Consider the following 10,965-nt stretch of genomic DNA (forward strand, 5'->3'; position numbering starts at 1 on the left):
CGCGCGGCGTTACGCCATCCGCTCGCGCACCACCTGCTCCAGCACCGTCAGCGGCATCGCGCCGAGCGTCAACACGTCGTGAAAGCGTTTCAAGTCGAACCCCGGCCGCTTCTTCGCCTCGTCGCGCAGCCGCACCCAGACCGAGTGGCCGATCTTATAGCTGGTCGCCTGACCCGGCCAAGCGCAGTAACGGTCGATCTCGCCCTGGCTCCGCCCGCGCGCGATGCCGGTGGTGGCGATCAGGTAGTCGGTCGCCCTTTCGCGGCTCCACCGCTTGGCGTGAAGCCCGCTATCGACCACCAGCCGCGTCGCGCGGAACAGCAGCGATTGCAGATAGCCGACGCGGCCGAGCGGATTCCCGTCATATACGCCCATCTCATCCACCAGCTGCTCGGAATAGAGCGCCCATCCTTCCGAATAGCCGCTGAACCCGCCGCGCCGCCGGATCAGTGGGATCGACTCCGATTCGAGCGAGGTCATGACCTGATGGTGATGCCCCGGCACCGCCTCGTGATAGGACAGCGTGGCGAGTCCGAACTTGGGCCGATCGAACGTGTCGCGCAGATTGATGAAGTAGATGCCCGGCCGCGACCCGTCGAGCGTCGCGTTCTGATAATAGCCCCCGGGCGCGCCCGCCTGGATCGATGGCGGCACGCGGCGTACCTCGACCGGTGCCTTGGGAACCACGGAGAAAACCTCGGGCAGGCGCGCCTGCATCGCCCGAACCTGCCCGTTGAGCTCGGCAAGCAATGCCTCGCGGCCCGGGTCGGTGTTGGGGAAAAGCTGGTCGGGTCGCTTGTTGAGCGCGACCAGCCGATCGCCGACGGTTCCCTGCGTCATCCCTTGCGTCTTCAGGATCGCGTCGATGCGCCCGGAAATCTCGGCTACCTGCTCCAACCCCATACGGTGGATCGCGTCGCCGCTCATCGCGACCGTACTCGCCGCCTCCGCCGCCGCCGCGTAGTATGCATCGCCGTCGGGAAGTCGCCACGCGCCGGCGTCGTGCGTGGCGCGGGGGCGCAGGTTGGTCACGAGCGCGCGCTGGCGGTCGAGCGCTGGGTAGACATCACGCTCAATAATCACGGCCGCGCGTACGGCACGGTCGTCGGGCAGCCCCGCCGCCCTCAACTTGGCCGCGAAAGAGGTGACGAGCGTGTTGCTCGCGGCGGGTTGATCGCGGAGCGCCGCCATCTGCTTGAGCGTGGTGTCGAGCAGGAAGTCGGGCGCGAACACGCCGCGCGCGGCATCGGCGCGCTGGGTCGCGCTATTGTCGTCGATCGCCTTTGGGAATGCGGACAGCCGCGCCAGATAGGCGTCGGCGTCGGTCGCGTTCTTGACCGGATGCTGGCCGTCGAGGAAGTCGGGCACGTCGCGGTAGGCACCGGTCAGCTGGCTCAGCACATACGGCGCGTAACGGCCGGAGCCCGACCCATAGGTGAAGCGTTCGCCGCCCGTGACCGCGCGGTCGAGCTGGTAGGCGACGACGTCGTGATCGACCTTGGCGGCGGATGATAGGCTTGCGCGGTCGATCCGGCGCAGCTCGGCGCGCTCCGCCTTGGCCCGGCTCAGGTCGCGCGCGCGCCCGGCGGCGGAGCGGTCGGACAGCTGCGAACGGAGCGCGGCGCGGGCACCGTTGTCGAGGCCGAGGCTGGTCGCACCCTCCGGACTGTCGGCCAATCGGTCGTAGAAGAATCGGTCGAGCAAGGCGCGCAACCGAGCGTCGGCCTTAGCGCCGGGGGCGAGCTGGGCCGCACTCGTCGAGGAGAGCGCCGCCGCGCTGGCACCAGCCATGAATTGACGACGATCCATATCGATCCGCTCCTCTCGGCTTGCCCGGCGACGGGGATAGGAGCCGCCGAAGGGGCTGTCCAACTAGCTCGGCGAGAACAGCTTGGTCCCGACTACGCCGATCATCGTCAGCGCCATGAAGCATCCCTGGGTCAGGCTAACCCGTTCGCCGAAAAGAATGACCCCGCCGACGATCACCCCCACCGCCCCGAGCCCGCTCCAAATCGAATAGGCGGTTCCCGCCGCAAGCCCGCGCATCGCCAGCGCGAGCATGCCCATGGTGATGAAGCTGAGTGTGATCGGCACGAGCCCCGCGACCCAGGTGCCGGCGGTCGAGGCCCATTTCAGGCTGAGCGCCCAGCAGACCTCGGCGACGATGGCGAGGGCGAGGATCAGCCAGGACACCGCCTGTCGACCGTCAGTTCGGCCGCCCCAGGCCCGCGATCGTGCGGTCGACCAGCCGCCGATCCACCTCCGCATCGACGCCGTCGCGCATCAGCAGCGCGGCGGCCTTCACCGCAGCCTCCGCGGCGGTGGCGCGGACTTCGGCCACTGCGGTACGCTCGGCGGCAGCGATCTTGTCCTCGGCCATCCGGGCGCGGCGGTCCATCAGCGCCTCCGCGTCCGCCTTGGCCTTGGCGATGATCGCATGCGCCTCCTGATGAGCATGCGCGCGGATCGTCTCGGCGTCGCCATGCGCGGACGCCGCCTTGGCCTCGTATTCCGTCCGGAGCGCTTCCGCCTCGGCGCGGAGCCGCGCGGCGTCGTCGAGCTGACGTCGGATGTCGGCGATCCTGCCGTCGAGCGAGCGCCCGATCATCGCCGGCACGCCGCGCACCAGCATGATCAGCAGCACGACGAGCGCGGCGATCCCGACCCAGCCCGTCGTATCGAAGCCGAGCGCGGTCGGCTCGACGACATGCTCGGCCCCACCCGCTTCATGCACCTCGCCGGTCAGCGCGCCGCCGTCGCGGACGTTCGCGGGCGCAAGCGGCTCCGCTTCGGCCGCATGGGCCAGATTGGCGGCGACGATCGTATCGCCGGTCGGGTCAGCCATGCGTCATCACCTTTCGCACGGCCGCTGAAGCCGCGTCCGCGCTTACCTGAGCGCCCGACAGCTTGACGACCAGATCGCGCGCCGCGTCCGCCGCGATGTTCTGGACGTTGCCCATCGCCGCCGATTTCGCCTCCCCGACCGCGCGGTCATGGTGCGAGAAACGGAGCGCCAGGTCGGCGTCGGCCTGACGAACCTGCGTCTCGAAGGCGGACGTGGCGCGTGCCTTGGCCGCGGCGGTTTCCGCCTGGGCCGCGAGACGTGCGGTCTCCATCTCGCTGCGCCATGCCTCCTCCGTCGCGTCGGCGGACGCGCGCGCCTCCTCCGCCACGCGGATGTCGGCCGCGATCCGCGCATCGCGCGCGTCCACCGTCCCCTGAATCTTGGGTACCATGGACTTGCCGATCCCGAAATACAGGAGGCCGAAGGTGATCAGCAGCCAGAAGATCTGCGAAGCGTAGGTGGAGGCGAGCTGTTCGATCTGAGGCATGATTACTCCCGTGACGTCGATCCGGACAGCGTGCCGGTCGGCCGTCTGACGTCGGACCGAAGCGGCGAGCCGTTCGGCCGGCCGAGCCGAAGGGCGGCGATGCCGCCCGTCGGCTTAGGCCACGAACACCAGGATGATCATGGTCACGAAGGCGAGCAGCCCGAGCAGCTCGGCGCCCGCGAAGCCGATGAACAACCGGCCTTGCTGGCTGTCCGCGGCACCCGGATTGCGCAGCGCGCCTTCCAGGAACTTGGCGAACACGTTGCCCACGCCCAGCGCGGCGATGCCCATTCCGATCGCGGCCAGTCCGGCGCCCAACAGCTTGGCGGCTTCTGCGTCCATCATTCTTCACTCCAGATAAAAGTAGGTAACGGTGGGTAACACTCAGTGCAGGTTTACCGCGTCGTTCAGATAGACCGACGTCAGCAACGCGAACACGTATGCCTGGATGGCGGCGACCAGCAGCTCGAGCAGCGTGATCCCGACCATCAGCACGAAGGACGGGATGCTCACGACCGCGATATAGGCCAGGCTGGCGTTCGCGCCGTCGACCAGGTTGACGCCGTTGATCACGAACGCGGCCAGTACCTTGAGCAGGATATGCCCGGCGGTCATCGCGACGAACAACCGCAAGCCGAGGCTGAACGGCCGGACGAGGAAGCTCATCAGCTCGACCACGAAAATCAGCGGGATCATGAGCGTGGGCGTGCCGTGCGGTACGAACAACGAGAAGAAGTGGAAGCCATGCCGCCCGAACCCGACGATCAGCACGATCGCGAACGAGATGATCGCCAGCACGCCGGTGACCGTGATGTGGCTGGTGACGGTGAAGGGATGCACGCCCGGGATCACGCCGAAAGGCAATAACCCCAATATGTTCGCGAACAAAATGAACATGAACAGCGAGAAGACGTAAGGCAGGAAGCGCTTACCCTCCGGCCCGATGTTCGAGATCAACATCGACTGGATGAAGCCGGTGAAGGTTTCCACGGCCATCTGCGCGCGGCCCGGCACCAGCTCGCGCTTCATGCCCATGAGCATGAATACCCACAGCGCGCCGAGCGTGAGCACCATCCACAGCGCCGAGTTGGTGAAGGACAGATCGTACCCGCCCACGATCCAGCGCTGACCGAGCACGGGCTCGATCAGGAACTGGTGCATGGGGTCGATCCTGCTGCCCCCTTCCGCCGCCGCTGCTTCCGCCGCCACTTGGCCTAACCCTTGTTCTTCTGGTGCAGGAAAAACCCGATCAACTCGGGCGTTCGCCTGACATCTTGATGATCTGTCTGAACGCGACGCCGATCCCCAGGAACAGCATCACGATCAATCCCCACGGACCGGTTCCCGCCAGCCTGTCGATGACCCAGCCGATCAGCGCGCCGCCGACAAGACTGCCGATCATCGCCGACAGGACGCGGTTGCCGAGCGAGTAGCCGCCGTCGCCGGTCTTCGGCACCTGCCCCGTCCGCGTCGCTTCGCGAGCCCTGGCGTCGCGCAGCTTGGCATCAAGCGCGGTCAGCCGTGGATCCTCCACGTCGTGGGTGTCCCGGTCGGGATCATACTCCGCCACGCGGCTCTCCTTCAGCGAGTGAACGGAGCGCGTACGGCGACAGGCCCCGCCCGAAGCGCGGCCCGTTTAGCAGGGGTCGATTATGTGTCAACCGACGCGAAGGTGCTCGCCGCCCCATCTCCACGGTCGGAAGCGCTCGACCCCCGCCTCGACCACGGTGGGTCGGCGTCACTTCATACGCAGCGTGGGTCGCGCTCCGGTGCGCCCGAGCCGCGGGTACGCCAGTCGCCGCCGGGCGTCTGATACTTCTCGCCCGGAGAGGTCTGCGCGACGAGGTTGCACCCGCTCGTGAAGGCGAACTGATCGATGGTCGCGCCACTGGCGCTCGCTTGGCTCGTGTAGGCGGATTTGCGTTGAATGTTGATCTTGTTCACCAGCGCGCGGAGCTCCGCGTCCGCCGAGCCGACCACGCCCAGATAGCCGTCGGGCTGCTCGCCGACCTGCCCCGCCGACCGCGCCGCCGCATATGCCGGGTCGCGCTGCGCCCAGACCGCGCCCGCCATGCCCACCGTCGCCAGCAACGCCACCGCCATCCATGCCTTGCGCATCAGAATATCCCCGGGTTCCGCTTGATCACCGACTTGGCGTCGTTATCCAGCCTGTACACCACCTCCTGCGTCACGTTGATGTTGAGATTGATCACGATCGGCTTGTCCGGAGCGGATACGTTGACGCATCCCCCGAGCAGGCCGACCGCCAACATCGGCGCGATTGGCATCTTCGATTTCATGGCACGTTCCTGCTTGCGGATGGCTGAATGACGGGCGGGGCGGCGCGCTTGTCCTGCTCCTCGAGCAAGGCGGGCAGGTTGCGTTCGATCAATCGCGCGGGGTTGTAGAAGCTGCGCGCGGAGTCGATCAGGCCGCGAAAGGGCGCCTTGATGCGGATATTGAACACCAGCGGCAGCTGCTGGAGCCGCCGGATCACGAAATTCGATTTGGTCCCCGCTCCCTGGCTCACGCCCTCGAACCGGACGTCGGTCACCATCTCGCCCGCGAGCGGCCCGTTCATGACGATACCGAGCTGCCGGTAGCGGAGCGACTTGAGCGACTGGAACGCGAAATCGCCCCAGGTTCCAAGCCGTTCCTGGCTGATCGCGCCGACATAGGCGAGCGTGCCGCCGCCGCCCCGCACCCGCAGCCGGCCATTCTCGATCCGTCCGCCGCGCTCGTCGAACACCATCGGCAGTTCGCCGTCGAACACGCCCGTCGCGTTCAGATTGTCGAAGTCGAACTGCTGGAGGAACTGATCCGCCTGCATGCCCTCGATCCCGAAGGTCAGACGCCGGTCGACGGGGCGCGAGAAGTCGAGCGTCGTCGGCGCGAGCAGCAGCATACCGCCCGCGAATGGCCAGCGCCCGCCCTCGACCGCCACGCGCGATCCGGGCAGCGTCTGGTAGCGGACCACGCCGTCCGTTACCGGGATGCCGGAATTGATCGTGGCGATCGTCGCCACCTGTCCCGGCGCGCTGCGGAGCGCGAGCAGGTCGTCGAACACGATCCGCCCCTTCAATCCGGTCACCGGCCCGAACGCCGCCGCTAGGTCGATGCCCTCGGTCGCGAACGCGCCGGTGCTGGTCACGCCGGCCGGGCTCCAGGCGATCCGGCCCTCCCCAGCCACCCGGCCGCGCACGTCCGCGATCACGCCGAAAGTAGTTCGCGTCAGCGCCTCGGGTTGAAGCTTCTCGTCGAAGATCACGCCGGGCACGGTCAGGGTCGCCTCGCCCGTTCCGCGCGCGAGATCGTGGCCGATCCGTACCCGTGTCACTTCCGACCGCGTGGCTGGCTCGACCAGCGACCCCGTAACCGCGATCCGTCCGCCTTCGAGGCGGAACGCGATGTCCTCGCTCCGGAACGGTTCGAAGCGCCGCGCCGCCGCGTCGCTCACGGTGCTCGCGCCGCCCAGCGTCAGCGCCCCGCCGGCGAGCCGCCAGGCGCCGCTCGCGCCCGACAGCAGCAGCGGCACATTCGCGATCCGGCCGATCGTGTCCGCAAACCCGCCCGCGACCGCGCCGCCATCGATCCGGCCGTCAAGCCGCCCGACCTCGATCCGCGTGACGCGCCCCGGCGACCCCAGCGCCGCCGCTACGCCTCGCAAGGTGAAGCCGCGCGCGCCGATGGCCACCTCCGCGCTGCTCGCCGCAAGCGTCACCGGCGTCGCGCCCAACCGCCCGGCGAGCCGGGGCGCGTCGATGCGCGCGCCGCCGCTCACCCGCCCGCGCTCGACGCGGACCAACACGCCCGCCGTCGGGCACAGCCGAAGCCGCGTCGGCGACAAGGTCAGTCCGGCGACCGACAGCCGATCGAACGCAATCGGCGAGCAACCGGGGCCTAGCGCGAGCCGCGAACCGCCGTCCCAGTCGACGACCAGCGGTACGCGCAGCCGATCGATCCGCCCGTCGCCGAGCGGCCCCGACAAGGTCGCGACGGTGGCCACCCGGGTCGTGCCGCCCGGCATGGCGGTGAACGACACCGGCGCGAGCGCGGCGACCGCACCACCGGCGGCATAGGGCTGGACGCGCGCGGACCCGCGGATCGGCGCGGCGGGCGCGGCTTGGTCGAGCAAAAGACGGGTCGCGGGCAGCCCTCCGCCGCCGACGGACGCGTCGGTGTCGAAGCGGACGCGGGACGGCGACCAGCTGATCCCGTCACCGCCGCCGAGCATCACGCGCGCGCCGCTTGCGGACCGGGCCGTCATCCCGGTCACGCGGACCGCTCCGCCCTGGCGCGTGTCGACCATCAGCGCGGCGTCGAATCCGAACCGACGCGCCGCCCGGTCAACCGCGGCGGCAATGCCGTCGGCGATGGGGCCGAGCGGCGTCCCCGCGAGTGCCGCCGCCTCCAGGCCGACCCGCGCCACCGCCGCATCCTCGGCCCGGACGCGACCCGCGAACCGCAGGCCGCCGCCGGTCCGGTAGTCGCCCGCCAAGCTCACCCGCCGAGCGCGAGCACCCTTGAGGCTGAAGTCCGTCAGCGCCAGATCCGCTCGGCCGGCGGTTCCGCGCGCGCTGCCGGCGAAGGTCAGTGTTCCGGCCGATGCGGTGCCGCGAGCACCCGCACCGTCGACGGCGCCCGTCGCAAGCCGCACCGCACCGCGCCACCCGTCGAGCGCCGGGGTGAGTGCCGCGTCCAGATCCGCACCGACCCGCCGAGCGCCGCCGCCGCGGCAAGCCACCCGCGCCGCCCGTATCGGCCCCACCACCGTCGGTGCCGCGTCGGTGATTCGCACTCGCACCGCCGCCTCCACCCGCTCCGCGGCGCACCCGCCCGCCTCAACGTGTTCGCTGACCACCGCGAGCCGCCCGTCAAACCCGTCATCCAGTCGCCCTCGCCCCGCCAGTATCAGCCCGAAAACCCCCGCCGGCGTCTCCAGCCGCATCCGCGCGTCGGCGACGTCCAGGAACAGGCGGGGAAGCGCAAACGGCTTGCTCGACGGCGCGGAGAGCAGCCGGTCGAGTGCGCCCAGCGACACGCGCCCGCCGACGATCCGCCCGCGCATCCGCACCGATCCCGCCCGTAACGCCGTAACGCTCGCCCCGCTCCAGGTGAGCCGCGTGCCCGCCTCGATCCAGTCCGCGACCAGATCGGGCCTGTCCGGGTCGCCGATCACCACATCCACCAACCGCTGCCGCCCGAAGCCGAGATCGGCGACGTCGTAGCGCGCCCGCACCCCCGCCGCCGCGAGCCGCCGATCGATCACCTCGCGCGCGATCGGCCGCCGCGCGATCCAGACCCCGAGCAGCAACAGGACGAACAGGCCGAGCACGATCGCGGCCCCACGCGCGGCGAAGCGGGCGGGACCGGGGGACGGCTCGTCGCTCTCCTGCGTCACCGCCCTACTCGACCCCGCTCGTCACCCGCATGCATAGGCATGGCGCTTGCCCGCTTGCAATCGCGTGAACCGCCGCCCTACCCTTGCGAATGATGGCCGACAGCGACCCCGCCGAGAACGACGGAACACCCGATGGCGCCGGCCACCGCGCCCGCCTCCGCCGCCGCTTGGCGACGGGCGGGGGCGACGCGCTGCTCGACCATGAGCTGATCGAATACCTGCTCGCGCTCGCCATTCCGCGCCGAGACACCAAGCCGCTCGCCAAGACGCTGCTGCGCGAGTTCGGCGGGATCGGCGGGGTGCTGACCGCCGACGGCGACCAGCTCGCGCGCGTGCCCGGCATGGGCGAGACGTCGGTGGCCGCCATCAAGATCGCGCAGGCCGCGGCGATCCGCCTGCTCGCCGCGCCCGTCGCCGAGCGCCCGGTGCTCGCCAACTGGCAGGCGCTGCTCGATTACCTACGCGGCCGCATGGCGCACGAGGCGGTAGAGCATGTCCGCGTGCTGCACCTCAACACCAGGAACATGCTGATCCGCGACGAGCTGATGAGCCGCGGAACGGTCGACGAGGCGGCCGTCCATGTCCGAGAGGTGATCCGCCGCGCGATCGATCTGGGGTCGTCGGCGATCATCCTCGTCCACAACCACCCGAGCGGCGACCCATCGCCCAGCCGCGCCGACATCGACCTGACGCGCGCCATCGCCGCAGCTGGCAAGCCGATGGGCGTCGCGGTCCACGATCACCTGATCATCGGCGCGAACGGCCATGTCAGCCTCCGCGCGCAAGGCCTACTCTAGGAGGCGGAGGGCGACAGGAACCCGGTCAGCTCCGCCAGGGTCACCGACTGCGATTTGTCCAGATCGGCCTGCGCGAAGGCCGCGCCGAGCCAAGTCTTGGTCGACGGCGCGTCGGCCGTCGCCGCCGGATCGGCGATCGCCTTCAGGCGCACCATCCAGCCGCCGAACTCGTCGGGGCTGAGGCCGCCGCTCGCGTCCTTGTCATAGGCCGGGAACTCGCGCGCCACGATGGCGGCAACCTCGCCGGCATTCGTCGCAGGTCGTGGAGTGGTGGGCGGCGGAACCGTCGGCGCAGGTGCCGCGCTCGTCGGCGAGGGGACGACTGGCGCGGGCGTCGTGATCTGCGCGGCGGCGGGCGCGGCGGCGAGCATCGCGGCGGCTAGCGTCAGCTTCTTCATGAACGAACCTTTCCATCTCGGTCCGGCCCCCATACGCGCGGGCCGGGCATGAACGGGTGCCTGGACACTGATCCATGTACGACCCCGTCTAGCCTATGGTTGCGTGGCCGGCCCGTTTGCAGCGCGCCGCTCGTCCCTGCTAACCCCCGTCTCGCCTTTTCTCCCGATCGGACCTCGCATGATCCCCCGTTACTCCCGCCCCGACATGGCCGCGATCTGGACGCCCGAATCGCGCCTGCGCATCTGGTTCGAGATCGAGGCGCACGCGACCGATGCGCTCGCCGAATTGGGCGTCGTCCCGCGCGAGGCCGCCGAGGCGATCTGGGACGCGGATGCCGCGGCCGGTCCGTTCGACGTCGCCCGTATCGACGCGATCGAGGCGGAGACCAAGCACGACGTCATCGCCTTTCTGACCCACGTCGCCGAGCGCACGGGCGAGCCCGCGCGCTTTCTCCACCAGGGCATGACGTCGTCCGACGTTCTCGACACCTGCCTCGCGGTCCAGCTCGCGCGCGCGTCCGACATCCTGCTTGCCGACATCGATCAGCTCCTCGCCGTGCTCGAACGCCGCGCGCGCGAGCACAAGCTGACCCCGACGATCGGACGCAGCCACGGCATTCACGCCGAACCCGTCACCTTCGGGCTGAAGCTCGCCCAGGCGTATGCCGAATTCGCCCGCCACCGCGTGCGGCTGGAAGCGGCCCGCGCCGACATCGCCACCTGCGCCATATCCGGCGCGGTCGGCACCTTCGCCAACATCGACCCGTTCGTGGAGGAATATGTCGCGGGCAAGCTCGGCCTCACGCCCGAGCCCGTTTCGACGCAAGTCATCCCGCGCGACCGCCACGCGATGTTCTTCGCCACGCTCGGCGTCATCGCCGGCTCGGTCGAGCGCCTCGCCACCGAGATCCGTCATCTCCAGCGCACCGAGGTGCTGGAGGCCGAGGAGTATTTCGCGCCGGGCCAGAAGGGCAGCTCGGCCATGCCGCACAAGCGCAACCCGGTGCTGACCGAAAACCTGACCGGCCTCGCGCGCA

The 10,965-nt window shown here is 69.8% G+C and carries 13 protein-coding genes; 2 read left to right on the forward strand and 11 right to left on the reverse strand.

The genetic code is table 11. The annotated features are described in order from the left end of the window. Window positions 1–9: 9 nt before the first annotated feature. The 10 genes from ACFE7F_RS09965 to ACFE7F_RS10010 form a co-directional block, all read right to left on the reverse strand. On the reverse strand, window positions 10–1,809 hold the full coding sequence (locus tag ACFE7F_RS09965; protein ID WP_375403704.1) for a DUF885 family protein: 1,800 nt from the start codon (window positions 1,807–1,809) through the stop codon (window positions 10–12). A gap of 63 nt (window positions 1,810–1,872) precedes the next feature. Further along, window positions 1,873–2,193: a DMT family transporter gene (locus ACFE7F_RS09970; RefSeq protein WP_375403705.1), complete on the reverse strand. Its 321-nt coding sequence runs from the start codon at window positions 2,191–2,193 to the stop codon at window positions 1,873–1,875. A 13-nt stretch (window positions 2,194–2,206) separates the two neighbouring features. Continuing rightward, on the reverse strand, window positions 2,207–2,845 hold the full coding sequence (locus ACFE7F_RS09975; RefSeq protein ID WP_375403706.1) for a hypothetical protein: 639 nt from the start codon (window positions 2,843–2,845) through the stop codon (window positions 2,207–2,209). Further along, window positions 2,838–3,332 (reverse strand): ATPase, encoded by a 495-nt coding sequence (locus tag ACFE7F_RS09980; RefSeq protein ID WP_375403707.1) that lies wholly within the window; start codon window positions 3,330–3,332, stop codon window positions 2,838–2,840. The genes ACFE7F_RS09975 and ACFE7F_RS09980 overlap by 8 nt, the downstream gene beginning before the upstream one ends. A 114-nt stretch (window positions 3,333–3,446) precedes the next feature. Continuing rightward, the gene (locus tag ACFE7F_RS09985) at window positions 3,447–3,674 is read right to left on the reverse strand and encodes a F0F1 ATP synthase subunit C (RefSeq protein ID WP_331005788.1); all 228 of its coding nucleotides are present in this window, start codon (window positions 3,672–3,674) and stop codon (window positions 3,447–3,449) included. Between the two features lie 42 nt (window positions 3,675–3,716). Next, window positions 3,717–4,493 (reverse strand): F0F1 ATP synthase subunit A, encoded by a 777-nt coding sequence (locus ACFE7F_RS09990; RefSeq protein ID WP_375403708.1) that lies wholly within the window; start codon window positions 4,491–4,493, stop codon window positions 3,717–3,719. Window positions 4,494–4,581: 88 nt separating this feature from the next. Next, window positions 4,582–4,902 (reverse strand): AtpZ/AtpI family protein, encoded by a 321-nt coding sequence (locus tag ACFE7F_RS09995; protein ID WP_375403709.1) that lies wholly within the window; start codon window positions 4,900–4,902, stop codon window positions 4,582–4,584. 173 nt (window positions 4,903–5,075) lie between these two features. Continuing rightward, window positions 5,076–5,450: a YdbL family protein gene (locus ACFE7F_RS10000; RefSeq protein ID WP_375403710.1), complete on the reverse strand. Its 375-nt coding sequence runs from the start codon at window positions 5,448–5,450 to the stop codon at window positions 5,076–5,078. Then, window positions 5,450–5,632, reverse strand: a complete 183-nt coding sequence (locus ACFE7F_RS10005; RefSeq protein WP_375403711.1) for a YnbE family lipoprotein — start codon at window positions 5,630–5,632, stop codon at window positions 5,450–5,452. The genes ACFE7F_RS10000 and ACFE7F_RS10005 overlap by 1 nt, the downstream gene beginning before the upstream one ends. After that, complete coding sequence (locus ACFE7F_RS10010) at window positions 5,629–8,733, reverse strand: YdbH domain-containing protein (protein ID WP_375403712.1); 3,105 nt, start codon at window positions 8,731–8,733, stop codon at window positions 5,629–5,631. Before ACFE7F_RS10010 ends, ACFE7F_RS10005 begins: the two co-directional genes overlap by 4 nt. An 89-nt stretch (window positions 8,734–8,822) precedes the next feature. Here ACFE7F_RS10010 and radC point away from each other — a divergent pair, with 89 nt between their 5' ends. Then, window positions 8,823–9,530, forward strand: coding sequence for a DNA repair protein RadC (gene radC / locus ACFE7F_RS10015; RefSeq protein WP_375403713.1), 708 nt, complete (start codon window positions 8,823–8,825; stop codon window positions 9,528–9,530). Here the strand turns inward: radC and ACFE7F_RS10020 are convergent. After that, window positions 9,527–9,928, reverse strand: a complete 402-nt coding sequence (locus tag ACFE7F_RS10020; RefSeq protein ID WP_375403714.1) for an EF-hand domain-containing protein — start codon at window positions 9,926–9,928, stop codon at window positions 9,527–9,529. The genes radC and ACFE7F_RS10020 overlap by 4 nt on opposite strands. A gap of 178 nt (window positions 9,929–10,106) precedes the next feature. Between ACFE7F_RS10020 and purB the strand changes: the two genes are divergently transcribed. After that, window positions 10,107–10,965, forward strand: an 859-nt coding sequence (gene purB, locus ACFE7F_RS10025) for an adenylosuccinate lyase (protein ID WP_375403715.1), incomplete at its 3' end; no start/stop codon positions are given.

This window comes from uncultured Sphingomonas sp. (assembly GCF_964235535.1).
Classification (GTDB): domain Bacteria; phylum Pseudomonadota; class Alphaproteobacteria; order Sphingomonadales; family Sphingomonadaceae; genus Sphingomonas.